Annotated in this window: 19 protein-coding genes and 1 pseudogene; 14 read left to right on the top strand and 6 right to left on the bottom strand. The window is 41.0% G+C overall.

Going from position 1 to position 26203, the window contains the following annotated elements:
• Window positions 1-35: 35 nt before the first annotated feature.
• The 3 genes from nrdA to ubiG all read right to left on the bottom strand — a co-directional run bounded on the left by nrdA (window position 36) and on the right by ubiG (window position 4413).
• Window positions 36-2324, bottom strand: a complete 2289-nt coding sequence (nrdA, locus tag AAEZ00_RS01730) for a class 1a ribonucleoside-diphosphate reductase subunit alpha (RefSeq protein ID WP_101031198.1) — start codon at window positions 2322-2324, stop codon at window positions 36-38.
• Window positions 2325-2902: 578 nt separating this feature from the next.
• Window positions 2903-3565 (bottom strand): HAD family hydrolase, encoded by a 663-nt coding sequence (locus tag AAEZ00_RS01725; RefSeq protein WP_101031200.1) that lies wholly within the window; start codon window positions 3563-3565, stop codon window positions 2903-2905.
• 125 nt (window positions 3566-3690) lie between these two features.
• On the bottom strand, window positions 3691-4413 hold the full coding sequence (gene ubiG / locus AAEZ00_RS01720; RefSeq protein ID WP_101031202.1) for a bifunctional 2-polyprenyl-6-hydroxyphenol methylase/3-demethylubiquinol 3-O-methyltransferase UbiG: 723 nt from the start codon (window positions 4411-4413) through the stop codon (window positions 3691-3693).
• A 388-nt stretch (window positions 4414-4801) separates the two neighbouring features.
• Here ubiG and gyrA point away from each other — a divergent pair, with 388 nt between their 5' ends.
• Together gyrA and serC are read left to right on the top strand one after the other, a co-directional pair.
• Complete coding sequence (gene gyrA, locus AAEZ00_RS01715) at window positions 4802-7531, top strand: DNA gyrase subunit A (RefSeq protein ID WP_101031204.1); 2730 nt, start codon at window positions 4802-4804, stop codon at window positions 7529-7531.
• Between the two features lie 179 nt (window positions 7532-7710).
• Window positions 7711-8808 (top strand): 3-phosphoserine/phosphohydroxythreonine transaminase, encoded by a 1098-nt coding sequence (gene serC, locus AAEZ00_RS01710; protein WP_101031206.1) that lies wholly within the window; start codon window positions 7711-7713, stop codon window positions 8806-8808.
• 112 nt (window positions 8809-8920) lie between these two features.
• On the opposite strand, the gene AAEZ00_RS01705 is transcribed toward serC, so the two are convergent.
• The 3 genes from AAEZ00_RS01705 to AAEZ00_RS01695 all read right to left on the bottom strand — a co-directional run bounded on the left by AAEZ00_RS01705 (window position 8921) and on the right by AAEZ00_RS01695 (window position 13669).
• Entirely contained in the window at window positions 8921-10003 is a 1083-nt protein-coding gene (locus tag AAEZ00_RS01705) for a methyltransferase (RefSeq protein ID WP_351088160.1), read from the bottom strand.
• Window positions 10004-10397: 394 nt separating this feature from the next.
• A complete protein-coding gene (locus AAEZ00_RS01700; protein WP_351088158.1) occupies window positions 10398-11759 on the bottom strand; it encodes an aromatic amino acid transport family protein in 1362 nt (453 codons plus the stop codon).
• 719 nt (window positions 11760-12478) lie between these two features.
• Window positions 12479-13669, bottom strand: coding sequence for an amino acid aminotransferase (locus AAEZ00_RS01695; RefSeq protein WP_335686548.1), 1191 nt, complete (start codon window positions 13667-13669; stop codon window positions 12479-12481).
• A 760-nt stretch (window positions 13670-14429) separates the two neighbouring features.
• On the opposite strand from AAEZ00_RS01695, the gene aroA reads away from it, so the two are divergent.
• From aroA to larE, 12 genes and pseudogenes are all read left to right on the top strand, one after another.
• Window positions 14430-15710, top strand: coding sequence for a 3-phosphoshikimate 1-carboxyvinyltransferase (aroA, locus tag AAEZ00_RS01690; RefSeq protein WP_351088156.1), 1281 nt, complete (start codon window positions 14430-14432; stop codon window positions 15708-15710).
• Between the two features lie 171 nt (window positions 15711-15881).
• Entirely contained in the window at window positions 15882-16571 is a 690-nt protein-coding gene (cmk, locus tag AAEZ00_RS01685; protein WP_101031216.1) for a (d)CMP kinase, read from the top strand.
• Between the two features lie 114 nt (window positions 16572-16685).
• The gene (gene rpsA, locus AAEZ00_RS01680; protein ID WP_101031218.1) at window positions 16686-18353 is read left to right on the top strand and encodes a 30S ribosomal protein S1; all 1668 of its coding nucleotides are present in this window, start codon (window positions 16686-16688) and stop codon (window positions 18351-18353) included.
• 77 nt (window positions 18354-18430) lie between these two features.
• Window positions 18431-18718 carry an integration host factor subunit beta gene (gene ihfB / locus AAEZ00_RS01675; protein WP_124013091.1) on the top strand — a complete coding sequence of 96 codons (288 nt, stop codon included), beginning with the start codon at window positions 18431-18433 and terminating at the stop codon, window positions 18716-18718.
• 122 nt (window positions 18719-18840) lie between these two features.
• On the top strand, window positions 18841-19137 hold the full coding sequence (locus tag AAEZ00_RS01670; RefSeq protein ID WP_124013092.1) for a lipopolysaccharide assembly protein LapA domain-containing protein: 297 nt from the start codon (window positions 18841-18843) through the stop codon (window positions 19135-19137).
• Window position 19138: 1 nt separating this feature from the next.
• The gene (lapB, locus tag AAEZ00_RS01665; RefSeq protein ID WP_124013093.1) at window positions 19139-20299 is read left to right on the top strand and encodes a lipopolysaccharide assembly protein LapB; all 1161 of its coding nucleotides are present in this window, start codon (window positions 19139-19141) and stop codon (window positions 20297-20299) included.
• Window positions 20300-20367: 68 nt separating this feature from the next.
• Window positions 20368-21066 (top strand): orotidine-5'-phosphate decarboxylase, encoded by a 699-nt coding sequence (gene pyrF, locus AAEZ00_RS01660; protein ID WP_124013094.1) that lies wholly within the window; start codon window positions 20368-20370, stop codon window positions 21064-21066.
• Between the two features lie 109 nt (window positions 21067-21175).
• Complete coding sequence (locus tag AAEZ00_RS01655; protein ID WP_124013095.1) at window positions 21176-22018, top strand: SDR family oxidoreductase; 843 nt, start codon at window positions 21176-21178, stop codon at window positions 22016-22018.
• Between the two features lie 27 nt (window positions 22019-22045).
• Window positions 22046-22597, top strand: a complete 552-nt coding sequence (locus AAEZ00_RS01650; RefSeq protein WP_351088153.1) for a DUF2058 domain-containing protein — start codon at window positions 22046-22048, stop codon at window positions 22595-22597.
• A 792-nt stretch (window positions 22598-23389) separates the two neighbouring features.
• Window positions 23390-23598 (top strand): annotated as a pseudogene (locus AAEZ00_RS01645) (IS3 family transposase); the annotation flags it as partial.
• Window positions 23599-24006: 408 nt separating this feature from the next.
• Window positions 24007-25341, top strand: coding sequence for a nickel pincer cofactor biosynthesis protein LarC (gene larC, locus AAEZ00_RS01640; RefSeq protein ID WP_351088151.1), 1335 nt, complete (start codon window positions 24007-24009; stop codon window positions 25339-25341).
• A gap of 9 nt (window positions 25342-25350) precedes the next feature.
• Entirely contained in the window at window positions 25351-26193 is an 843-nt protein-coding gene (gene larE / locus AAEZ00_RS01635) for an ATP-dependent sacrificial sulfur transferase LarE (protein WP_351088149.1), read from the top strand.
• Window positions 26194-26203 lie beyond the last annotated feature (10 nt).

Below are 26203 nucleotides of genomic sequence, written 5' to 3'. Positions count from 1 at the left end.
GGATTATCCCCCGCTAAATAGAGATAAAGTGATGATTAGATTTTACACGCACCGCCGGCGCAGTCATCGTCTTCTTCTTCGACAGCAATAATGTCGTCAAACTGATCCGAAGCACCATCGCGTGTATTATGATAATACAATGTTTTAATGCCCAGTTTGTACACACTTAACAAGTCTTTTAGCAAGGTCTGCATTGGCACACGACCGCCTTCAAAACGGCTTGGGTCATAATTAGTGTTGGCAGAAATAGCTTGGTCAATAAACTTCTGCATTAAACCAACAAGTTGGATGTAACCATCGTTGTTTGGCATATTCCACAGCAGTTCGTACTTGTCTTTAAGCAGCTCAAAGTCTGGAACGACTTGCTTTAACTGGCCATCTTTACTGGCTTTCACGCTGATTAAGCCACGTGGTGGTTCGATACCATTGGTCGCGTTTGAAATTTGCGATGAGGTTTCTGACGGCATTAATGCTGACAAGGTTGAGTTACGTAAACCGTACTGTTTTATGTCGCTACGTAAACCTTCCCAATCCATGTGTAATGGTTCGTCACAAATCTTGTCTAAATCACGTTTATAGGTATCGATGGGTAAAATACCCTTCGAGTAGGTGGTCTCGTGAAATAACGGACAGGCACCTTTTTCTTTAGCTAAGTTCATTGACGCTTTCAGTAAATAGAACTGGATAGCTTCAAAGGTCTTATGGGTCAGGTTGTTTGCTGAACCGTCGGAATACTTTTTACCGTTTTTAGCTAAGTAGTTAGCAAAGTTAATCACACCAATACCAAGCGTACGGCGATTCATCGAGCTCGTTTGAGCCGCTTTTATTGGGTAATCTTGGTAATCAAGTAAGTTATCTAACGCACGTACCGCTAAATCAGCTAACGGCTCAAGTTCAGATAAGTCGGTAATCGCGCCTAAGTTAAGCGCTGACAAGGTACATAAGGCGATTTCACCGTCTGGATCGTCAATGTTAGTTAACGGCTTAGTCGGTAAGGCAATTTCTAAACACAAATTAGATTGCTTAATCGGCGCCACTTTAGAGTCAAATGGGCTGTGGGTATTACAGTGATCGACGTTTTGAATATAGATACGACCTGTAGAGGCTCGTTCCTGCATCATCAATGAAAACAGCTCAACGGCTTTAATCTGTTTTTTACGGATACTGCTGTCTTGTTCGTACTGCAAGTATAAACGTTCAAATTCTACTTGGTCTTCAAAGAAGGCATCATAAAGACCCGGCACATCTGATGGGCTGAACAAGCTAATGTTTTCGCCTTTGATTAAGCGTTGGTACATTAATTTGTTTAACTGTACGCCGTAGTCAAGATGACGTACACGGTTGTCGTCAACACCCCGGTTGTTTTTCAGCACTAATAGCGATTCAACTTCGAGATGCCATAACGGATAGAACAGCGTTGCTGCACCACCGCGTACGCCGCCTTGAGAACAAGACTTCACCGCTGTTTGGAAATACTTATAAAATGGTAAACAACCCGTGTGGAATGCTTCACCGCCGCGTATAGGGCTGCCTAATGCACGAATACGACCGGCATTAATACCAATACCAGCACGTTGGCTGACATATTTAACGATTGACGATGCCGTAGCATTGATTGAATCCAAGCTGTCATCACACTCAATCAATACACATGAGCTGAACTGACGAGTAGGCGTTCGTACACCGGCCATGATTGGCGTTGGCAGAGAAATCTTAAACAAAGACGTCGCGTCATAGAAATCTTTAATGTACTTCAAGCGGATTTCTTTTGGGTAACGCGCAAACAAACATGCGGCCACTAAAATATATAAAAACTGCGCGCTTTCATACATCTCATGGGTCACACGGTTTTGAACCAGGTATTTACCTTCAAGTTGCTTTACCGCGGCATAAGAGAAGTTCATGTCACGCCAGTGATCAATATAGCTATCAAGAATGTCTAATTCTTCACGGCTATAGTCAGCCATGATATGCATATCATATTTACCCATTTCGACTAACTTGGTGACATGGTCATATAATTTAGGCGGCTCAAATTGACCAAAAGCCTTTTTACGTAAATGGAATACGGCTAAACGCGCGGCCAAAAATTGGTAATCTGGGGACTCCGGAGAGATCAAATCAGCTGCGGCTTTTATAATCGTTTCATGAATGGCTTCTGTTGGAATGCCGTCGAAAAACTGCAGGTGAGATCGAAGTTCTACTTCAGATACTGAGACGTTTTTTAATCCATTGGCTGCCCAAGTGATCACGCGATGAATTTTATCTAAATCGATCGATTCACGTTCGCCGCTGCGCTTGGTGACTGTCATATTGCTATTCATTGAAGAGAGGCCTTGGTTCTATATCTAATCGTGTGATCTGTTGTTGGATACCATGTAACTTGATTCGATCTGAATCAGTTACAAAACAATTCCATGTTAAACAATCAAGCTGAACGTACTCACAACATGGTAGTAAAATACCAGTACATTCACTTATCGACTACGTCCTTGTAATGCAGGTGCGTAGTGTTTTGATTGCCAGTCACACACAAGATATGGTGTTATTTAAAATCTTAGATACAAGATAGTGAGGTTTGGGGATTTTTGCAAGCCACAATTTAATTAACTTCTTGTGGATAACTTGAGGATAAACGGTAGGGTTAGTGACAACTAACCCTAGAGCCCAAATTTATAAAGTGTTTTTGATAAATGATATTTTTTAAACCATCAAATAAGAAAGATTTGATCGCTAAAATAAACAGCGATCAAAAAATATTGCTGGTTTATAGGTTGATCTTTGGTTGATTTTGATCGTGTGACCAGAGATGATCAGCATACTAATCATTTATTCAAAAATATTGATTATTTACCCCAAAATGGTGCCAATTAACCGGTGACTCAAATACAACAAAATCGCCTTATTCAGTGAAAAATTGTTTCAGTGATGCACCGTGTTCAAATTGTCTGCCAGCAGGCCATGTGTCAGGTTTGTCAGTAGCGGACAAATATCCCCACAAGGCAACGCCACCCAACATACTCGCATTGTGGGCCGCAACTAAATCTCGTTCGGCATCTCCGAGGTATAAAATACTTTGAGGGGCAATGGCGATTTGTTGTGCGGCTAAAAACATCGGTGCGGTATGAGGTTTTGAATAACGGGTACTATCACCACTGATCATGGTTTTAAGTTTATCGGTTAAGCCCAGCTTTGCAACTAATGGCCGGGCAAATCGAGCCGGCTTATTGGTGACCACACCGTAAGGAATGGCTTGTGAATCTAACAGCGATAAGAGTTCGGGTAAGTCGTCGAACAAGCGGCTGTGATCGCCATTTATCTGGGCATAATAGCGAAGTAGTGCTTGCTGAATAGCAATTTGTACTCGTTCCTCGGCGTGCGGAATAGCCGTTTTAACTAAATATAAACTGCCGTGTGACGCCGCATGGCGCATCGTTTCAAGCGTTTGGACATTAAAACCGGCTTCGTCCAAACTGAGATTTAATGCTTGGACTAAATCAGGGGCTGTGTCGGCTAAAGTACCGTCTAAATCAAATAGTACCCCTTTTATATCTTGCTTATGCAAAGGCTAGCTCCTAACAAGAGTCAATAATAATAGAATCATGTATGCACCTTTATAGCGTTATTGGCAGGAAGTAACGCTACTCTGGTTCACATACATTAAAACGTTGAAAAGAGTCACCAGGATGATTAATCAATTTTTTGGGTGGCTATCATATAATTAACATCAACACTGTTAGTGTACTTAAACACTCCTGACAACGGGTTGTACGTAATCCCTAATGCATCCTTGCACAATAAGTCGGTATTATCGACTAATGCCATTAGTTCAGATGGACGAATAAACTTACTGTGGTCGTGGGTGCCAACCGGGAGCATTTTCAATAAATATTCAGCACCGATAATGGTCTGCAGGTATGACATCATATTGCGGTTAATGGTGGAGATAAACACAAAGCCATTGGGTTTAACCATGTCACAACATGCTTGGATAACCGATTGTGGATCGGGTACATGTTCGAGCATTTCCATGCAAGTCACCACATCGTAATACTCGCGGTGGCTATCGCTGTGTGCTTCGGCAGTTGTTTTAAGATAATTAACTGACACGCCAGACTCTAATGCGTGCAGTTTTGCCACTTCAAGCGGCTCAGTACCCATATCAATACCATCAACGTGGGCACCTAGGCGCGCCATGCTTTCGGATAAAATGCCGCCACCACAACCGACATCTAAGACTTTCTTATCGAAAATGCCGTCAGCGGTTTGGTCAATGTAGTTTAAACGCAGTGGATTAAGTAAGTGTAATGGCTTGAACTCACCATTGAGATCCCACCATGTTTGCGCCATGGCTTCAAATTTTGCGATCTCTAGCGGATCTACATTGGGTGTCGATTGTTCAGCATGTGACATAACTTAACCTAAGTGTTTAATGAAAGTATGGTCGCTATTATAGCGATAACCTTGGTGAATAGTAGTCAACAATGGCTTTCTCCGGTCACGCTTGCTCATAAAACATCCATTTAAGTGCGGTGGATTATCATTTTGTGCGCTTAAGTGCTTAAAGCATCAGCAAGTGGCGTTTTATTCTTGCTAAAATTTAGCCATATATTAGCCAACGAATAAACTAAATTATCTGAAAATGTTAGCTTTTTTGTAATTATTAATAGTGATAGAGCATTTGGCAGGTCTTAGTTCTGGCGACATTAAATATCTGTGTTAGAATGCCAAATCACGTTTTTAAGCTAGATAATAATATCTAAGTTTTATTGTCAGCTCACTTTAGGGGAACGCGCAGTTTATGACTGATCTGGCATCATCTATTTCGCCAATTAACATCGAAGACGAACTTAAGAATTCTTACCTTGATTACGCAATGAGCGTAATTGTAGGTCGTGCATTACCTGACGTCCGTGACGGTTTAAAACCCGTTCACCGTCGGGTATTGTTCGCAATGAGCGAATTAAAAAACGATTGGAACAAACCATATAAAAAATCCGCTCGTGTCGTTGGTGACGTAATTGGTAAGTATCACCCCCATGGTGATACCGCTGTATACGATACAATTGTACGTATGGCGCAACCGTTCTCGCTACGCTACACATTAGTAGACGGACAAGGAAACTTTGGTTCGGTCGATGGTGACTCTGCTGCGGCGATGCGTTATACCGAAATTCGTATGCAAAAGTTGGCGCATTCATTATTAGCGGACCTTGAAAAAGAAACCGTTGATTTTGTGCCTAACTATGACGGCACAGAGATGATCCCTGCGGTATTACCAACACGCGTACCGAACCTATTAATCAATGGTTCATCTGGTATTGCAGTCGGTATGGCCACTAACATTCCACCTCACAACTTAACAGAAGTAGTGAAAGGCTGTTTGGCGTTAATCGACGATCCAAGCTTGTCGATTGAACAGTTAATGGAATACATTCCAGGTCCAGATTTTCCAACGGCAGCATCAATTAACGGTCGCAAAGGCATTATTGATGCTTACAACACTGGTCGTGGCCGCGCTATCATGCGCTCTAAAGCTGACATTGAAACGGAAGAGAATGGTCGTGAACGTATTATTGTTCATGAAATTCCATATCAAGTTAACAAAGCCCGTTTGATTGAAAAAATTGCCGAGCTTGTAAAAGATAAGAAATTAGAAGGTATCAGTGGCCTACGCGATGAGTCTGATAAAGACGGTATGCGTATTGTTATTGAAATCAAACGCGGTGAAGTGGGTGAGGTTGTACTAAACAACTTATATTCTCAAACACAAATGCAGTGTTCTTTTGGTATCAACATGGTGGCATTGACGAACGGTCAGCCTAAGTTGTTTAACCTTAAAGAAATGCTTGAGTGTTTTATTCTTCACCGTCGTGAAGTGGTTACGCGCCGTACCGTATTTGAACTGCGTAAAGCCCGCGACCGTGCTCATATTCTTGAAGCACTCGCCATTGCACTGGCTAACATCGATCCGATTATTGCGTTAATTAAAGCCTCTCCTACACCGGCTGAAGCCAAAGCTAAATTAGTGGCACAAGGTTGGGTGTTAGGTAATGTACAAGGCATGCTTGAAAAAGCGGGCGATGATGCTGCGCGTCCAGAATGGTTAGAACCACAGTATGGCATCCGTGATGGTCAGTACTATTTAACCGAGCATCAAGCACAAGCGATTCTTGAATTACGTCTGCACCGTTTAACCGGTCTAGAACATGACAAGATTCTAGCTGAATATGAAGAGCTTTTAGTTCTGATTGCGGGTTTGTTATTCATTCTTCGTACTCCATCGCGTTTGATGGAAGTGATTAAAGAAGAACTAGAAGAAATTCTTGAGCAATATGGTGATGAACGTCGCACGATTATCAACGCTAATGAAATTGATATGAGTCTTGAAGACTTAATCAATGAAGAAGACGTTGTCGTGACCTTATCTCACTTAGGTTATGCAAAATACCAAGTCTTGTCTGACTACCAAGCACAGCGTCGTGGTGGTAAAGGCAAAGCGGCAACTAAAGTAAAAGATGAAGACTTTGTTGAAAAGTTATTGGTGGCAAACACCCATGACACGATTCTCTGCTTCTCTGACTTTGGTAAAATGTATTGGTTAAAAGTGTATCAATTACCATTAGCGAGTCGTACTGCTCGTGGACGTCCTATTGTTAACTTATTACCACTTTCTGACGGTGAGCACATTACGGCAATTCTGCCGGTACGTGAATATGCTGATGATAAATTTATCATCATGGCAACAGCGCATGGCACGGTTAAGAAAACAGCATTAACAGCTTACAGCAACCCACGTTCAAACGGGATTATTGCTGTAAACCTAAAAGACGGTGATCAATTAATTGGCGTCGATATTACTGACGGCAGTAACGACATTATGTTGTTCTCTAATGTAGGTAAAGTGGTTCGCTTTAATGAGAAAGCGCGTGATTCTGAAACCGGTGAAGTGAAGATTGATGCTGAAACGGGCGAAGAAATCATTGCGCTACGCCCAATGGGCCGTACTGCAACCGGTGTTCGTGGTATTAAGCTTGATGCGGGCCAAAAAGTGGTATCGTTAATAGTGCCTAAAGTTGACGGTGCGATTTTAACCATAACTGAAAACGGTTACGGTAAACGTACCGAGTTGGATGAATACCCAGCGAAGAGTCGCGGCACTAAAGGTGTGGTATCGATTAAGGTAAGCGAGCGTAATGGTGAAGTAGTCGGTGCCGTTCAAGTTGGCACTTTTGACGAAATCATGTTGATCAGTAATAAAGGCACCTTAGTGCGAACGCCTGCTGAAGGCGTATCAATTATTGGTCGTAACACTCAAGGTGTGACTATCATCCGTACAGCTGAAGACGAGAAAGTTGTTGGTTTACAGCGTATTGAAGAGATTCAAACTGAAGAGTTGTTAGACGAAGAAGGCAATGTTATTCCAGTAAGCGATGTTATCGATGCTGAAGTGACCGATGCTGAATCAACTGATGATGTTGAATCAACTGATCCAGACGATGCCAAAACCGGAGCAAACGAACAAGAGTAATTTATTACCCTTGTTGTCAATTTCTCCTCGAACGGGCGCCTTAATGGCGCCCGTTTTATATTACGGAATAAATTTCATCAAAATAGGTAAATAAAGGCCTATTCATCACCCCGTAAAATCCTTATTATTACGGTTAACTTGTTATTGTCTATATTGATTATTTGTCAAAGGAGTTGTTTGTGAGCGCAATTTATAATTTCTGTGCTGGACCGGCCATGTTACCTCAAGCTGTGATGCAAAAAGCACAACAGGAATTAATTGATTGGAATGGCCTAGGCGTCTCCGTGATGGAAATCAGTCATCGCAGTAAAGAGTTTATTGCACTGACCGAGCAAGCAGAGGTCACACTACGCAAGTTGATGAACATCCCTAAAAACTATCATGTGTTATTTATGCATGGTGGTGGCCGCGGCCAATTTTCTAACGTAGTGAATAACTTCTTGGGTGATAACGGTCGGGCGCTTTATTTAGTCAGTGGTCAATGGTCGTCGTCAGCGGTGACAGAAGCGCAAAAACTGGTGGGTGAGCAACATATTGACAGCATCAATATTGTTGAACAGATCAATGGTCTTAACCAGGTAACATTACCCGACTTAAGCACAATCAAGAAAGACTATCGTTATGTGCATTATTGCTCAAACGAAACCGTTGATGGCATCGAAATTTTTGAAGAGTTAACGAGCCCTTGGCCCATCGTTGCTGATTTATCATCAACCATCATGTCCCATGAAATTGATGTCAGCAAATACGGACTCATTTATGCTGGCGCGCAAAAGAACATTGGCCCATCAGGCTTGTCGATTGTGATCGTGCGTGACGATATGCTTAAACTTCCAAGCCTACCGCAGTCATCAATAATGGATTATCGCGTGGCGGTTGAATATGGCTCAATGTTTAATACCCCACCAACGTTTGCTTGGTATTTAGCCTCTGAAGTGTTTGCCTGGTTAGCGGCTAATGGTGGTGTGAGTGCGATGGCTCAATTGAACCAACAAAAAGCGGCGTTACTGTATCATTGTATCGACAATAATCCGTTTTATAAAAACGGCGTCGCACTTAATAACCGCTCACGTATGAACGTGACCTTCCAATTAGTGAATGATGCGTTAAACAGTGAGTTTTTAGTTCAAGCAGAGCAGGTAGGATTAATGGCATTAAAAGGTCATCGTAACGTAGGCGGTATGCGTGCCAGTATTTATAACGCCATGCCGCTAGCCGGCGTGCAAGCCCTGGTTGACTTTATGAATAACTTTGCTGTAAAGCACCATCAAGCCTAACTAACCTTAACCTTGGTTCAGCAATAAAAAAGCGAATGCCGACCAGCATTCGCTTTTTTATGTGGAGAATAAATGACGTGTTGATTAGATGTATAGCAACTTCAGTTAAACACTATTGATAAGTAGGCTTGAGTTTGCAGCGCAGTAAAGTATGACCCAGGCCGATGTTGTCGATGTCTTGATCAACATACAGTCCAGCTTCAATGATCATGTTAAGCATATTTTTACTGTGGTACATCCGACTATTTCCATTGGCAATAGCAGTAAAATACAAAGACGTTGCGTTAACACAATAGGCACCAGCTTCATGGGGTTGCCTGTCCCAATATGTCTCTAAAATACAAAGTTCACTATCAGGTTTCATCGCTGCCACAGTGCGCTTAAGAATAATGCTTATTTGTTGTTTAGAAAAACAATCTAAAAATTGACTCATCCAATATAAATCACCCTCTTGGCAAAAAGGCTTTTCGCTATCGAGTAAATCTGTTTCAAAGGGATGAACGCGATCTGCAACCAACTGTGTTTGTGCATTTTTCATTGCCACAACAAGTTGCCCCGGTAAATCCATAATAGTGACGTGGACGTTTTTATTATAATGGGTGCAGGCAAATGCCCATTTACCGGTATTGCCACCCACATCAATAATATGCGCCGGCTGTGACTTGAATATTAATGGTAATAGGCTGTCAAAAGCATGATCTGAATAGTAATGATCAAACTCAAACCAGCTTTTTTTAGTTTGTTCTGGTAGTTGGCTTAAGCCCGGGTAAATAGTGTCCCAATCGCCAAAGTGTTTAAGCCCTATTGCTTTGCCTTGCTTAAGTGAATCTTCAAGCTCAAACAAGCCTTGATAACAAACATCATGGATGAAGTTTAGATTTTTTGCGGCCATATCATCATGGAGTAAAAAATAGCCAGTTTTATCGAGGCGGTAATGATTATCTTTACACCAAAAAATGCCCATGCTTAATCCCATATCAAGCAAGACATGAATGGCATATTCAGACAACTCGGAATCTTGGGTAAGTTGAACTAGACTAATACCTTTCTCACCAACCTCATCAACTTTGGTGAGTAAATCAAATTGACTTAAGCAACGTGCGACTTGAAAACTGACCGGTGCAAACGCTATTTTTTGTGCTTCAAACTTAGCATCAAAAGCAGATATTTTTTTGGGAGATTGATAAAAAGACATTAGTGGTGTTAACTCAACGAAGGCGGTGATATTAATTCAATTCTATCAAAGTAATGTGAATAAGGTTTTGAGCTACTTCTAGTTTTTGTTTTGTGACAAGTTCACAACCGTAATAATGATTTATCGAGCCCCCTCAAGGTTAAAGGTTAACATTGAGCGCTCCGCAAAACAGACTTCATCTATGCTAAACGTTTCACTGGATAGGTTTTTTTTGCATTCACAACATCAAACGTTATAGACCTTTTCTACTGCTGACTCGGTACTTTTATGGGTAAAACCTTCCCTTATGAAAAAAAAGCGGTGGTTAATTCGCTCAAATAAAAGGGAAGGTATGATGGACTTAGCCCACTTAGCCCACTTAGCCCACTTAGCTCATTTATCTCACCATTCTCATTTAGCTCAGTAAGCCGAACACAATGGCGGTCATTGACAATAAACCCGTAATGACGACGAAGATGTTGCTCACTCGTCCTCGGTAGGCTTTCAGAGCCGGCACCTTATGTATTGCATACATTGGCATAATATACAAAATAGCAGCAATAACGGGGCCACCAAGCGCCTCGATCATGCCAAGTATACTTGGGTTGATAATCGCCACGGCCCAAGTAGTAATAAACATAAATCCTAAGATAAATTTATCCAATTTGTGACTGTTTTCTGGCTTGCCGCTATTGGGTAATTGCTTAGTAATAATGCCTTTTAAGCCTTCGGTAGCCCCCATGTAGTGGCCGAAGAAAGATGAAATAATGGCGATGAAAGCAATCACAGGTGCAACATAGCTGATAAAACCACTTTCATGAACGTTGGCAAGATAAGACAGGATCGGTAGGTTATCGGCTTTTGCTTCTAACAATTGCACCGGTGTTAAGGACAATACACAGGAGAATACGAACAACATCACGAATCCCACTAGCATGATGGTCGTATTGCGTAGTATGACATCGGCCTTGTGGGAGGCATTAGCGCCGTGTTCTTTTTTGAGCGAAACCGAGAACTGGGAGATAGCAGGCGAGTGGTTAAAGGCAAACACAAGCACTGGAATAGTTAACCAGACGGTACCAAGAAAATTAGTGGCCGAAGGCACAACCATAAGAGCATCAAACTTCCAGTCTGGTATTAAATACAATGACATGAAAGCGAGGATTGCGACTAGGGGATAGACTAATATCCGCGTTACAGAGAGCATAAATTTTTCACCTGCGACCATCACAGACATCATGCATAAGATCAGCATGCCCGAAAGTAGCCAACGCGGAATAGCACTTATTTTATCGATAATCTGCACACCAGCATCTGTTAATGCTGGCGCACCGTCCTGCAACATTCTTGGGACTTCGGTAAATATGCCTAATTGATTAATAATGAAACTGTCGACGGTATTAGTGATCCCAACGCCATAGATTAACACAATGGGATAAATGGCTAAAAAATACAGTAAGGTAATGGCTTTACCCGCCCCAATACCAAAATGTTCTTCTACTACCTGAGTGATGTCACTGTCAGCAATGGCGGATGAACATAGAAAACGGGATAGACCACGGTGAGCAAGATAGGTCATAGGGCCAATCATTAGCACCATTAAGACCAATGGCCAAAAGCCACCCATTCCCGCATTGATAGGTAAAAATAAAATTCCGGCACCGACGGCCGTGCCAAACAAGCTCAACATCCAGGTTGTATCCTGACGTGACCAGCGTGTATCTGAAACAACGACAGACTCGGGGATCTCTTGTGCACTTATGGCTTCATTTTGCATAGCTGATTCACCTTGACAACATGTTAAATTCTGCGTCAGGGTACATATTCCTATGGGATATTAGATATTTACACAGGCATAATATAATAATGTTTAAATATTGGGATCTATATCCCGATGAGGGAACATTAAATACGACAAGCAGCTTCAATTCATCTACAACCATCACCTACAGATTTAACCGTGCCGTCACCTAAGCACTGCATCCAAAAATATCCATAATGATTATTATCGGCATTTGGAAGTCATTCATCTCAACTCGGGATAATAAACGTTTATCAAAAAGCCCTTTATTTGGCGATTGAAGTTATCTTGATTTACTATAGGCCAGCGATTGACGCCGCTATGAATACGAGAATACGCCTTGTGAGCAACATAATTGGCAAGCTTGATATTGATGATTTGAAAAGCTATTGATACCTATCAGTTAATCCTATCTCTTATGCCAAGTTGAGATTAACTAATCGATGATGAGTTAACCATAACGAAATATTTGTAAACGCTGCCTACGCTGCCTACATTCAATAACATATACATTCGATAACATAAATTGCCTATGTTTGGATTTATTTGTCATCAGCTGAACGGGTTAACATCTAGGTCTGTAAGCGATCCTTGGCAAGTCTATTTGAGTAAACTGAGCAACAAAAAGGTCGCAATAAGCGACCTTTTTATTGATTTTTTCTACTTATACTAACGCTTATCAAAATGGGTTTTTGTTATAATACTGCCGCAATAGATTTAGCTAAATAATCAACATTGGTTTGGCTAATACCGGCAATACTGATCCGGCTTGAGCCGACCATGTACACACTGTATTGCTGTTTAAGTATGGCCACTTGTTCAGGGTTAACCCCTAAGAATGAAAACATGCCTTTTTGACGGGCGATAAAACTAAAGTCGCGGTCAACACCATTGGCGGCTAATTGTTCAACCAACATAGTACGGTTGCCGTTAATACGGTCGCGCATCACTTTGAGCTCAGCTAACCATTGCTGTTTAAGCGCTGGCGAGCCTAAGATGGTTTCAACAATCGCCGCGCCATGGGCTGGGGGCATTGAGTAAATACAGCGAATAACATATAACATTACCGACAGTGCCACGTTAGCCGTTGTACTGTCTTTAGCGACAATGGAACAGGCACCAATACGCTCACGGTACAAACCGAAGTTTTTTGAGCAAGAGCTGCATAAAATCATGCTTTCTACTGCCGCAGCCATTTGGCGCACGCCGTAGGCATCTTCATCTACGCCGTCACCAAAGCCTTGGTAAGCCATGTCAATTAATGGCGTAAAACCTTGCTTAACCGTAACCTTAACCACTTCATCCCATTGATCGGTGCTTAAATCCATGCCGCTTGGGTTATGACAGCATGCATGAAATAACACCACGTCATCTTTATCTATGGTGTTTAACGTCGCTAGCATTTGATCAAATTTAAGTGTTTTGTTGTCGTAGTCATAGTATGGGTAGGTTTTAACTGTAATGCCTGCGGCTTCAAATAAACCCGTGTGGTTTGCCCATGTTGGGTCGCTTACCCATAACACTGCATTAGGATTACAACGCTTAATAAAGTCAGCTGCCACGCGCAGGGCACCTGTTCCGCCTGGCGTCGACACAGTGCGAACGCGATCGGCCAGTAATACACTGTGGCTGGCACCGAAGGCTAATTCGCCCATGAGTTGATTAAATGGTGCTGAGCCTGTTGGACCTATGTACACTTTTGTTGTTTCGGTGTCTAAACGGATTTTTTCGGCAACTTTTACGCAATCTAAAATAGGTGTGTGGCCAACAGGGTCTTTATAAACACCCACACCTAAATCGACTTTATTGGGATGCTTGTCTGCGCGATATTGTGTCAATAGGCCTAAAATCGGATCGGCTGGCATCGCGGTTAATGAATTAAACATGGATTGACCTTCTTATTGTAAAGTTACACGCATTAAATCGAAACAAGATACAGGATCTTGGCTTTAGCATAACGTGAATTATACCAATAAAGAACTGCTAAATCAGCCTTATTAGGTCTAACATTGCTAACCCCTAATCAATCTGGGCAACTAAATCAGACCGTCATTAATGGTCTGAACTGTGCAGATTTGTCGAGAAAAACCTAACTAAAGTTAAAAAATTTCAACTTGAGCATAAAAGTCACCTAAAACATAAAATAACGGTTGAATCCTTGGCGACAATCAGTAACGTAAGCACTATGAAACATTATGTAGTCGATTACTGAGGTTGTTGAGCTGTCGAAGCACCTTTACTCCAATAGATGTTGCAGCGTTTGAGGCCATTTTCTATAAGGCGGAGTTTATGACGTGTTGTTCTAGAGGTGTAACGCTAACGCAGTAAAAAGAAGCCACTGACACAGCCCAAGTTCGGCTGAACGGGCTTGCTTATTTGTAAGCGAGAAGTTTGTTGCAAGGTATTAGCGTAGAATGACTAAGCATCACACCTTACGCCGCATTCTTATATACGCGTTAACCCGTTTATCCCGAACGAATTGGACTGCCAAAGATTAAATTGATCCTACCAAACTGTATCGAAACATTGCCTTTTACATCAGCCTAAGTTCACGAGGTGATGTAAGGCTTATTTTATCCGGTGAAGCCTTTTACTCATCTGTCGGTCTGTAGACGTTCAATGAGTGCAACACAAAGAAGAGTATTAATGAAACAACTGCGTCTTGACCATATTACCCGCATGAATGGCGAAATTAACATTCCTGGCTCAAAAAGTATTTCAAATCGTGCCTTGCTATTAGCCACGTTGGCCAAAGGCACGACTACGCTAACGAACTTACTCGATTCTGATGATATCCGTTATATGTTGGCGTCGTTAAAACAACTTGGGGTAAATTATCGTCTATCGAATAACAATACCGTTTGTGAGCTCGAGGGAATGGGATCGCCACTGAATAGTGAACAAGCTCAAAGCCTGTTTCTTGGTAATGCAGGCACTGCCATGCGTCCGTTGTGTGCGGCATTAACCTTAGGTCATGGCGAATTTACCTTAACCGGTGAGCCTCGAATGGAAGAACGTCCTATTGGTGATTTAGTTGATGCGTTACGTCAACTTGGCGCCGATGTGACTTATCTTAAAAACGATGGTTTTCCGCCATTAACCATCAAGGCTAAAGGATTAAATGGCGGTGATGTTGAGATTGCGGGTAACTTATCAAGTCAATTCTTAACTGCGCTACTGATGGTGGCACCACTGACCAAAGACAGCGTGAACATTACTATTAAAGGTGAGCTTGTTTCTAAGCCTTATATTGATATTACTATTTCGTTGATGGCCAAGTTTGGTGTCAAGGTGATTAATCATGATTACGCCCGTTTTGAAATTCCATCAGGACAACAATACGTGTCGCCTGGCAAAGTCTTAGTTGAAGGCGATGCCTCATCCGCATCTTACTTTTTAGCTGCTGGCGCGATCAAAGGTGGTGAAGTTAAAGTAACTGGCGTTGGCCGTTTAAGTATTCAGGGTGATGTTAAGTTTGCCGATGTATTAGCTGAAATGGGTGCAGACATAGAGTGGGGCGATGATTACATTATTGTCCGTCAATCGACCTTAACGGGTATCGACATGGACATGAACCACATTCCAGATGCGGCGATGACCATTGCAACCGCAGCCTTGTTTGCTAAAGGCGTTACCTCTATTCGCAACATTTATAACTGGCGCATTAAAGAAACTGATCGTTTAGCCGCCATGGCAACTGAGTTACGTAAAGTGGGTGCAACGGTTGATGAAGGTCATGATTATATTACCATTACGCCGCCAGCTGTATTAAATACCGCTGCGATTGATACCTATAACGATCATCGTATGGCGATGTGTTTTTCAATATTGGCCTTTGCCGATTGTGGTATCACCATTAACGATCCAGACTGCACATCAAAAACATTCCCGGATTATTTTGCGCAATTTGCACAACTGGCAAAATAACACCACATCGACAGATTAAAACACGGCCTTTAACACCATTAAAGGTCGATCTTGGTTTTAATAACCGAAAATTCATCAGTAATTAACATTTATTTGTTATACAATTCGCGCGCTTATTTTGATGAACCCTCGTATGTTTTCAGGGAAGATAGATTATTTTCGGAGCAAATTATGTCAGAACGATCTCCAGTGATCACAGTTGATGGCCCTAGCGGTGCAGGAAAAGGGACAATATGTCAATTATTGGCACAGCATTTAGGATGGCATTTATTAGACAGTGGTGCGATTTATCGTGTTTTAGCCTTAGCCGCTATTCATCATGATGTTGAGCTAGAAAACGAAGAAGCACTGACCTTATTGGCTGCACACCTTGATGTCCAATTTTTAACGGGCAGCCAGACTGATGCCATTAAAGTGGTCCTCGAAGGCGAAGACGTTACCACGACCATTCGCTCACCAGAATGCTCAAATGCTGCCTCTAAAGTGGCGGCATTACCGCGTGTACGTGAGGCATTATTACGTCGCCAACGGGCATTTTGTGCCGCTCCAGGCTTAGTTGCCGACGGACGCGACATGGGTACCGTGGTCTTTTCTAAAGCACCAGTAAAAATATTTTTAACTGCGTCTGCTGAAGAACGGGCGCAAAGACGCTATAATCAGTTGCAGGACAAAGGCTTCGATGTTAAAATCGACCGCCTTTTAGCTGAAATTATCGAGCGAGACGACCGTGATACCAATCGCGCCGCTGCGCCTTTAGTCCCAGCTAATGATGCACTTGTTATTGATACAAGCGGCATAGGCATAGAAGATGTATTGAAGCAAGTGCTTGAATACGTTAGACAAAAAATTACTGTCACGTAACCGAATCCTCGTTTATTGTGCAGTAGGTGTTTGTGTTAAGGATGACACGAATAATATTACTAGACTCCACATCTAGGATGGATGGTGGTTTTATATAATGAAGTAACCTAAAACATGACTGAATCTTTTGCTGATCTATTTGAACAATCCCTTGAAACTTTAGAGTTCCGTCCAGGTTCTATCGTTCGTGGTACAGTTGTTGCCATTGAAAACGGTATGGTACTTGTTGACGCCGGCCTTAAGTCTGAAAGTCCAATCAATGCTGACGAATTCAAAAACGCACAAGGCGTTTTAGAAATTCAAGTTGGTGATGAAGTTGACGTAGCCCTTGACTCTGTTGAAGATGGCTTTGGTGAGACTCAATTGTCTCGCGAAAAAGCTAAGCGTCATGAAGCTTGGATCGTTCTAGAAAAAGCGTACGAAGATGCTGAAACTGTAATCGGTATCATCAATGGTAAAGTTAAAGGTGGTTTCACTGTTGAATTAAACGGTATCCGTGCCTTCTTACCAGGTTCTCTAGTTGACGTGCGCCCAGTTCGCGACACCGCTCACTTAGAGTACAAAGAATTAGAATTCAAAGTTATCAAGCTTGATCAGAAGCGCAACAACGTTGTTGTTTCTCGTCGTGCAGTTATCGAATCTGAAAGCAGTGCTGAACGTGATACTCTTCTTGAGAATCTACAAGAAGGTCAAGCTGTTAAAGGTATCGTTAAAAACCTTACTGACTACGGTGCATTCGTAGACTTGGGTGGTGTTGACGGTCTTTTACATATCACAGATATGGCTTGGAAACGTGTTAAGCACCCATCTGAAATCGTTAATGTTGGTGACGAAATCAACGTTAAAGTACTTAAATATGACCGTGAGCGTACTCGCGTATCATTAGGTCTTAAGCAACTTGGCGAAGATCCATGGTTAGAAATCAGCAAGCGCTACCCAGAAAGCACACGTCTTACTGGTCGCGTAACTAACTTAACTGACTACGGTTGCTTCGTAGAAATCGAAGAAGGCGTTGAAGGTTTAGTTCACGTTTCTGAAATGGATTGGACTAACAAGAACATTCACCCATCTAAAGTTGTTAACTTAGGTGATGAAGTTGAAGTGTTAGTACTAGACATTGACGAAGAGCGTCGTCGTATTTCTCTAGGCCTGAAACAGTGTAAAGTTAACCCATGGGATGACTTCGCAACTCGTTACAACAAAGGCGACAAAGTATCTGGTAAGATCAAGTCAATCACTGACTTCGGTATCTTTATCGGTCTTGACGGTGGAATCGATGGTCTTGTTCACTTATCTGATATTTCTTGGAACGGTACTGGCGAAGATGCAGTATCTGAATACAAGAAAGGCGACGAAATCCATGCAGTGGTTCTTTCAGTAGACCCAGAGCGTGAGCGCATCAGCTTAGGTGTTAAGCAAACTGAAGATGATCCATTCAACGCATACTTAGCTGACAAGAAGAAAGGCACCGTAGTTCACGGTACTGTTTCTGCTGTTGACGCAAAAGGTGTTACAGTTGAATTGGCTGAAACAGTTGAAGGTTATATCCGTGTAGCTGACATCTCTTCAGAACGCATCGAAGATGCATCTACTGTATACTCAGTAGGTAATGCAATCGAAGCTAAGTTCATGGGTGTAGATCGTAAGAACCGTTCTATCAGCTTATCTATCAAAGCGAAAGATGAAGCTGAACAGAAAGAAGCGATTGCTACTTTGAACAAGCAAGATGAAGTTGTAATGAGCAGCGCAATGGCTGAAGCTTTCAAAGCGGCTCGTAAGTAATCGAAAATCGTCTGTTGTATGGGGAATTCCTCCCCATTAGGCGACTGTGTTTGGCTTGATAATATGGGATAGCTAAGATGACAAAATCTGAACTTATCGAAAAACTCGCCACTAGGCAGTCGCAACTGTCGGCGAAGGAAGTGGAAAGTGCAATCAAAGAAATGTTGGAGCAAATGGCAACAACATTAGAAACCGGTGATCGTATAGAAATCCGCGGATTTGGTAGTTTTTCACTTCACTATCGTGCACCACGTATGGGTCGTAATCCAAAAACAGGCACCTCTGTTGATTTGGAAGGCAAGTATGTACCGCACTTTAAGCCGGGTAAAGAACTGCGCGAACGTGTCGATGTTGTTAATCCTTGATTAATGACTGAATAAAAAGCCTCCTTTTGGAGGCTTTTTTATATCTAATGACAGTCAATGCTGGTCAGCCCAGTAAATTTCTTGGATAATCATTATATTGATACACCTTCATGGAGAATAGCGTGAGATCATTTATTGTTGTTGTACTCGTTGGATTGTTGTTTGTTTTAGCTTTATTATTTGGTGCTAAAAATGAACAAGTCGTCACTTTAAGTTACTTTATTGCTGAAGGGCAATATCGTTTGCCTATAGTACTTGCCGTGGTCTTTTTCTGCGGGTTTATTCTCAGCTGGATATTTGCAAGCTACCACATCATTAAGCTAAAACTTGCGTTGCGTAAAAGTAACAAAGCCCTTAAAAAGTTTACCGCTGTAGAGGCAACCAGTGTTGCTTTAACGCCTAAGGATCAAGTCGTCTAGTATGCTAGAAATCTTGTTCTTGTTATTGCCTATCGCTGCCGGTTACGGATGGTACATGGGACGACGCAGTATTCGTCATAGCGATAGCCAGCAGAGTAAAAAATTAAGCCGAGATTATTTTACTGGGTTTAACTTTTTACTGTCTAACGAGTCTGATAAAGCGGTTGATTTATTTATCAGCATGCTTGATGTTGACGATGAAACCATCGACACCCATTTATCGTTAGGTTCGTTATTTCGTAAACGGGGTGAAGTAGACCGTTCAATACGTATCCATCAGAACTTGATTGCCAGGCCCAGCTTGACCAACGAGCAACGTGACATCGCGATGATGGAGTTAGGTAAAGATTATATGGCCGCTGGGTTTTATGACCGCGCCGAAGAAATCTTTAGCAACTTAGTCAGTCAAGATGACCACAGTGAAGAATCAGAAACACAACTTCTGTTAATCTACCAAGTGACTAAAGAGTGGCAAAAGGCCATCGATATCACTAAGCGTCTACCTCGAAAACGCCAACAAGTGCTTAAACACACCACGGCACATTTTTATTGTCAATTAGCTGATGAAGCCAATAACGACGCTGACAAAATCAAAAAATTGCACCAAGCGATTAAACAAGACGCTCAATGCGGTCGGGCTTGGTTAACCTTAGCTAAAATTTATCTTGATGCTGGTCAGTTTGAGTTATGCAAGCAGGCGATCCAACAGCTGAAATTGGCCGATATTGATTTATTTGCTGATGCCGTTTCAATTGCAAAGCAAGTGTATCGAGACACCCAAGATCCAGAAGGTTTTAACGAACTGCTTGCAGAGGCCATTGCCGACGGCGCAGGTGCCAGTGTGGTTATCGCACTTGCCGAGCACAAAATAAGCCTTAATCAACATCAAAGTGCTGAAACCATGATGCTCGATAACTTATATCATCATCCGACCATGAAAGGGTTTCAGCATTTAATGCAATTGCACATTAAACAAGCTGAAGATGGCCAAGCGAAACAAAGTTTATCTATGCTCGAACAGCTTGTTGAACAACAAATTAAATTCCGTCCTAGTTACCGCTGTATTGCCTGCGGTTTCCCCTCTCACGGTTTATATTGGCATTGTCCATCATGTAAACAGTGGGGCAGCATCAAACGGATCAAAGGGCTCGACGGTGAATAATTTTATCATTACCATTTAGATACCCTATAATAAAGGCATTAAAATAAGCTATGGCCGCTGGAGTTCCAATGACGAAGAAATCAATTGTAGTCGCCCTCGATTATCATAATAAAAATGACGCATTGACCTTTATTGATAAACTTGACCCAGATATGTGTCGTCTAAAAATCGGCAAAGAGATGTTTACGTTATTCGGGCCAGATCTGGTTAACGATATCCATAATCGTAACTTCGATTTATTCCTAGATTTGAAATTCCATGATATTCCCAATACGGTGGCAAAAGCCGTTACCGCCGCCGCTGATCTAGGCGTGTGGATGACTAACGTGCACGCCAGCGGAGGGCTTGCCATGATGCAGGCCGCTAAACAAGCTTTGGTGCCATTTGGTCAAGATGCACCATTGTTGATAGCCGTTACCGTATTAACATCAATGTCAGATGAAGACTTAGTCTTACTTGGCATCAATGTCCCTGTATTTGAACATGTATTGCGCTTAGCAAAACTGACTCATCAAGCTGAGTTAGATGGGGTTGTGTGCTCCGCTCAAGAAGCTAAATTGCTTAAATCATCATTTGGACAAGACTTTACCTTAGTGACACCGGGTATTCGTCCCGCAGGCAGTGATACTGGTGATCAACAGCGTGTCATGACGCCACAACAAGCTATTACAGCGGGGTCAGATTATTTGGTGATTGGTCGACCAATTACTCAAGCTGTGGATCCATTAGCAGCGCTTAAGGCTATTTATCAATCACTGCATGTTTGATCCGTTCTTGTTGTAAAAGCATCATTGAAAAAGTTATATTTTCTGTCTATGTCGTCAGCAAAATAGACTTATCTACATCAACAAAAACACACAGAAATAAGGGATGACTATGTCTGATAACACAAGGTTTGATAACACAAGGTTTGATTACACAGGTAAAAATGTGGTGGTGGTGGGTGGCACCTCTGGCATTAATCTGCAAGTTGCCATTCAATTTGCAAAAGCCGGCGCGAATGTTGCCGTTGCGAGTCGCAGTCTTGATAAAGTAAACGCTGCGGTTGCGTTACTCAATCAAGCTAATCCCAGAGCGAATCATTTAGGCGTGAGTTTTGATGTACGTGACAACGATGCGTTAACCATTGGCTTTGATAAAATCGCCGCTACATATGGGCACATTGATGTACTGGTAAGTGGCGCGGCGGGTAATTTCCCAGCCAGTGCAGCAAAGTTATCTAATAATGGTTTTAAATCAGTTATTGATATTGATTTAATTGGCAGTTTTCAAGTATTAAAACAAGCCTATCCACTGTTATCACGTCCCAACGGCAGCATTATTCAAATTTCAGCCCCGCAAGCGTATATCGCGATGCCGTTGCAAGTGCATGTTTGCGCCGCCAAAGCCGGAGTCGATATGCTAACCCGCACATTAGCGCTAGAGTGGGGAGTTGAAGGGATCAGGATTAATTCTATTGTACCTGGCCCCATTGAAGATACCGAAGGCTTTAACCGTTTAGCGCCCAGTGATGAATTACAACAACGGGTCGCTAATAGTGTGCCGTTAAAACGCAATGGCAAAGGCCAAGATATTGCCAATGCGGCCTTATTCCTGGCATCTGACATGGCATCATACATCACAGGTGTCGTGTTGCCTGTTGATGGTGGTTGGTCATTAGGTGGCGCCAGCACTGCTATGACTGAGTTAGGTGACATGGCCGCAAAGCAAGGTTTATAAAACTCAACAAAATTAAAGGTAAATAACATGGCCAATGCATTACAAGATCAATTGCTTAAAGCAGGTCTTGCCAGTAAACAAAAAGTTCGTGACGTAAAAACTCAAAAAAAGCGTAATAAAAAATCAAAGATAGATGATGGTAGCGATGCATTAAAGCAACAAATCGCCGAGCAAAAAAATGCTCAAAACCTCAAAGACAAAGCCTTAAATGAGCAGCGTTTTGCTGAGGCATCTGAAAAAGGTCAAGTACGAGGATTGATCACTGAGTTTTCTAAATTCGCTATTACTGTGGGCAAAGATGCCGAGATTAAGTTTAACTTCACCTTAGAAAACAAGATCTATTCCGTTTATATTACCGATAAAATTCAAGCTGATTTACTTAACGGCACCTTGGGCATTGTCCGTCATGAAGAAAAAAGCTACATAGTGCCGCATAAACTGGCAGAACGAGTCAAGTTACTGGTACCACAATGGTGTGGCTATTTATGGGATAAAGCCGCTAAATATTCAGTAGAGCAGGTGAGTGATGCCGACGATCCTTATGCTAACTACGCCATCCCTGATGATTTAATGTGGTAAGCATTATCCCCAAGACTCCTTAACATGCTCGTTTCAGAGCTCCCATAGGGTAACTTAACAAGGCAGTGATTAAAGAGAATGGTTACTGCCTTTTTATTATCACTATTGCTAAATCCCAAGTCCAAGAACTTAGGTTATACAGCTTAGGCTATAGAACTTAGGCTATAGAACTTGGGTGATAGAAGTGAAGCATCCTCGAAAGACGAAATCCGCCTAAAACCTAGCAGATCGCAGGTTGCTCTAGCTACCGAAAGTGGCCTATTCCTAGAATCTTGAACACTGTCACTTCTCGACATGCTGGTTCCTGTATTTCGAGGTTGTTAGGTATAGACTGACAGGGTGTTTATTGCTGCCGACTTTCACTTTAATAATATTAAAATAGTTGTAGCAAAGGCTAGGCAAGTAAACGATGTCTCATTTATAGATTACCCTTTTTTTTATCTTCCCTATTGGCATTTCTGCCTATATTAATTTTTACTGCCATTGGCTTTGCACCAATACTCATTCAGCCACACTAATAACCTGATAATGACAGTCCATACTGAATGGCACTTCAGAGTTGAATTCGGGAGGGTTAACCACTTGATACCAAGAAAGACTTCAATCTGTTCCTAGTGACCATTGATGATGGTTTCTTGCTTAGCTTCAGCCCTAGGGATCACTCATATCTTATAGGTTTTTGTTCATTGTTTGACAGATTTTTGCTCCATTCGTCTAGGTCTATTGGCTATTAACCGTTTTGCTATCACAGCAAACATCGGATAATACAGCGCTTTTTACAAAGAATGCGCATTCCACAACGAATTTCGTCATAGCAGGATCCAGTTTGTTACACCGAGCCAGCGCCATGATGGCCTTGACGTTGAAATACTAAGCAAACCAAAAGTGTTGTATCAGAAAAAAGAAAAGAGCATGGTGAACGATGAACAAAAAAAGAGTGGAACTGGCAGGCAATTGGTGAACTTGAGTTAAATCCAGAGCGGCACAAAGAAGCTACTTAACAATATAGCCAACAACTGTCTTAAAAAACACCGCTAGTTCGGATCATTTTTGTTTTTTCTAAAGTGGCTATTATTTCATCTTTTAACCCTTCTTTGAATTCTACCATTTTCGTTAACCGAAGATCTCTTTAATATTCAATTTGGTCAATGGGTTACGTATCAAATGAATATGATGTCTTATCATCTTCTATAATTATCATTCGTTTGTAGAAATCAAGGTGAATTCTTAACTCAAATATTACATTTGAGTTTTTTCGCTTACATCACAAACTTCGATCGCCTCCTGTGTCAAAATAACGAAGTTATATTTCAAAAAATCATAGAATAATATGAGATGAAAAATATGACGATTTAATAATGGATAGAGAATTTTAAAATTACATAATATTATTTAGGAGGGGGAACAAAATGACAATACTATATTACGATTGCTTTTCAGGAATAAGCGGCGACATGAATCTAGGAGCAATGGTAGATGTAGGAGTCGATTTTGAATATCTAACTGAAATGCTAAATAAATTATCAGTCAAAAATGAATTTTATTTACATAGATCCAGAAAACAAAAAATGGGAATAGAAGGAACAAAGATTGATGTGATTTTAAACAAAGAAAATCATGAACATACTCATCATTCACATGAAGCTGAACATACCCATCATCATTTACATAAACATACCCATCATCATTCACATGAAGCTGAACATACTCATAATAATAATAACGCCGATGATCACCATCATAAACACGAACATAGAAATCTAGAAAGTATCAAGAAAATAATTAATGATGCTCCATATAATAAAAATATAAAGACGTTAAGTATCAATATGTTTATGGAGGTGGCTAAAGCAGAAGCCAAAGTTCATGGTAAAACAATTGAGGAGATTCATTTTCACGAAGTTGGAGCCGTCGACTCAATAGTTGATATTATAGGTGCCGCAATATGTTTTGATTATTTGAATGTTGATAAGATTATTTCATCTTCTGTAGAACTAGGTGGCGGTTTTGTAAAGTGTGCTCATGGGGTTATACCTGTACCGGCACCTGCAACTGTAGAGATTTTAAAAAACACTCCTGTAACATTGGGGAAAGTTAATTTTGAAACAACGACGCCTACAGGCGCAGCAATATTAAAAGCTAATGTAAATGAATTCACAAGCAAATTGAATTTTAATATTATAAAAACAGGATATGGATTAGGGACAAAAGATTTTGATATTCCAAATATACTCAGAGTTTATATTGCAACGGAAATTGAAGGTAAAATCGTTAAATCAAATACTGTCAAAGAAGAAAATAACGATTTTGATATAGAGGAACAAATCATTATCGAAGTTAATATAGATGATATGAATCCTGAGCTATATGAAGCTATTGAAGAAAAGTTATTTGATAACGGTGCCCTAGATGTATATAAAACAAATATATTAATGAAAAAAAATAGACCTGCTATAAAACTTACCGTGTTAACTACAGTCGATCTTCTAAACAAAATAGAAAATATATTATTTATGGAAACCACTACTCTAGGAATTAGAGAGTACCCTGTAAAAAAGAAGATGTTGAAAAGAACTTTCGAAAAAGTCCAAACTAAATTTGGAGAGGTGGATATTAAAAAAGGTCTTTTGAATGGCAAGGTTATTAAAATAAAGCCTGAATATGAAACTTGTAAAGAATTAGCAAAAATAAACAACGTTTCTATTTTGGATATATATTCAGAGGTATTGAAGTTAATTAAATAAGAGGCAATTATGAATAAAGGTAAAATATATCAAGACGTGTCAGAGTCAATTTGTATGGAGAAGGTTATGAGTGAAAAATATATAGAATTAGTTAGTTATTTAAAAGGGTTGAAAAGAGTATTAGTAGCATTTTCAGGTGGTGTAGACAGTACTTTTTTGCTAAAAGCAGCTAAAGATGCATTAGGCGATAATGCAGCAGCCGTCACAGTAAATTCACCATACATCCCAAGCTGGGAAATAGAAGAAGCAAAAGAATTTACAGAAAAAATGGGAATAAAACATGACTTTATTAAAGTTGGGATTATAGATGAAATAAAAAATAATCCTAGCGATAGATGTTATCTATGTAAAAAAGCTGTATTTTCTATGATTAAAGAAAAAGCTATAAATGAAGGTTTTGATTATGTAATCGATGGAACTAATCTTGATGATATAAAAGATTACCGACCTGGAATTAAAGCGTTAAATGAATTAGAAATTGTAAGTCCTCTACTGGAATGTAAAATCACAAAATCTGAGGTTAGAGAAATGTCAAAGGATCTCAGCCTTTTAACTTGGAATAAGCCGGCCGGTGCATGTTTATTGACAAGAATTCCTTTCGATACGAGGCTAGAAATTGATGATATTAACAGGATAGAGAAAGCTGAAAAGTATTTAAGAGATAAAGGTATTGCTGCTGTAAGAGTCCGTTCTCATGGAGATCTGGCAAGAATTGAAATAGACCCAACAATAAGAGATCAATTATTTAATACAGATTTTCTAGATGAGATATCAATAAAGTTAAAAGAATATGGGTTTAAGTACGTAACTATAGATGCAGCAGGTTATAAAATGGGAAGTTTAAATAGCTAAGGGGTGTTTT

It is taken from the genome of Shewanella sp. S1-49-MNA-CIBAN-0167 (assembly GCF_040310145.1).
GTDB classification, from domain to species: domain Bacteria; phylum Pseudomonadota; class Gammaproteobacteria; order Enterobacterales; family Shewanellaceae; genus Shewanella; species Shewanella psychromarinicola.
Note: the sequence above shows the minus strand (reverse complement) of the source record. Positions and strands in the feature narration are given on the sequence as shown.

Excerpts from the sequence above, each read along its gene's own strand:
- ubiG (WP_101031202.1), bottom strand. The coding sequence starts at position 4,413 with ATGTCACATGCTGAACAATCGACACCCAATGTAGATCCGCTAGAGATC.
- gyrA (WP_101031204.1), top strand. The coding sequence starts at position 4,802 with ATGACTGATCTGGCATCATCTATTTCGCCAATTAACATCGAAGACGAA.
- larE (WP_351088149.1), top strand. The coding sequence starts at position 25,351 with ATGAATAAAGGTAAAATATATCAAGACGTGTCAGAGTCAATTTGTATG.
- larC (WP_351088151.1), top strand. The coding sequence starts at position 24,007 with ATGACAATACTATATTACGATTGCTTTTCAGGAATAAGCGGCGACATG.
- nrdA (WP_101031198.1), bottom strand. The coding sequence starts at position 2,324 with ATGAATAGCAATATGACAGTCACCAAGCGCAGCGGCGAACGTGAATCG.
- cmk (WP_101031216.1), top strand. The coding sequence starts at position 15,882 with ATGTCAGAACGATCTCCAGTGATCACAGTTGATGGCCCTAGCGGTGCA.
- pyrF (WP_124013094.1), top strand. The coding sequence starts at position 20,368 with ATGACGAAGAAATCAATTGTAGTCGCCCTCGATTATCATAATAAAAAT.
- AAEZ00_RS01700 (WP_351088158.1), bottom strand. The coding sequence starts at position 11,759 with ATGCAAAATGAAGCCATAAGTGCACAAGAGATCCCCGAGTCTGTCGTT.
- lapB (WP_124013093.1), top strand. The coding sequence starts at position 19,139 with ATGCTAGAAATCTTGTTCTTGTTATTGCCTATCGCTGCCGGTTACGGA.
- aroA (WP_351088156.1), top strand. The coding sequence starts at position 14,430 with ATGAAACAACTGCGTCTTGACCATATTACCCGCATGAATGGCGAAATT.
- AAEZ00_RS01650 (WP_351088153.1), top strand. The coding sequence starts at position 22,046 with ATGGCCAATGCATTACAAGATCAATTGCTTAAAGCAGGTCTTGCCAGT.
- ihfB (WP_124013091.1), top strand. The coding sequence starts at position 18,431 with ATGACAAAATCTGAACTTATCGAAAAACTCGCCACTAGGCAGTCGCAA.
- rpsA (WP_101031218.1), top strand. The coding sequence starts at position 16,686 with ATGACTGAATCTTTTGCTGATCTATTTGAACAATCCCTTGAAACTTTA.
- AAEZ00_RS01695 (WP_335686548.1), bottom strand. The coding sequence starts at position 13,669 with ATGTTTAATTCATTAACCGCGATGCCAGCCGATCCGATTTTAGGCCTA.
- AAEZ00_RS01705 (WP_351088160.1), bottom strand. The coding sequence starts at position 10,003 with ATGTCTTTTTATCAATCTCCCAAAAAAATATCTGCTTTTGATGCTAAG.
- AAEZ00_RS01655 (WP_124013095.1), top strand. The coding sequence starts at position 21,176 with ATGTCTGATAACACAAGGTTTGATAACACAAGGTTTGATTACACAGGT.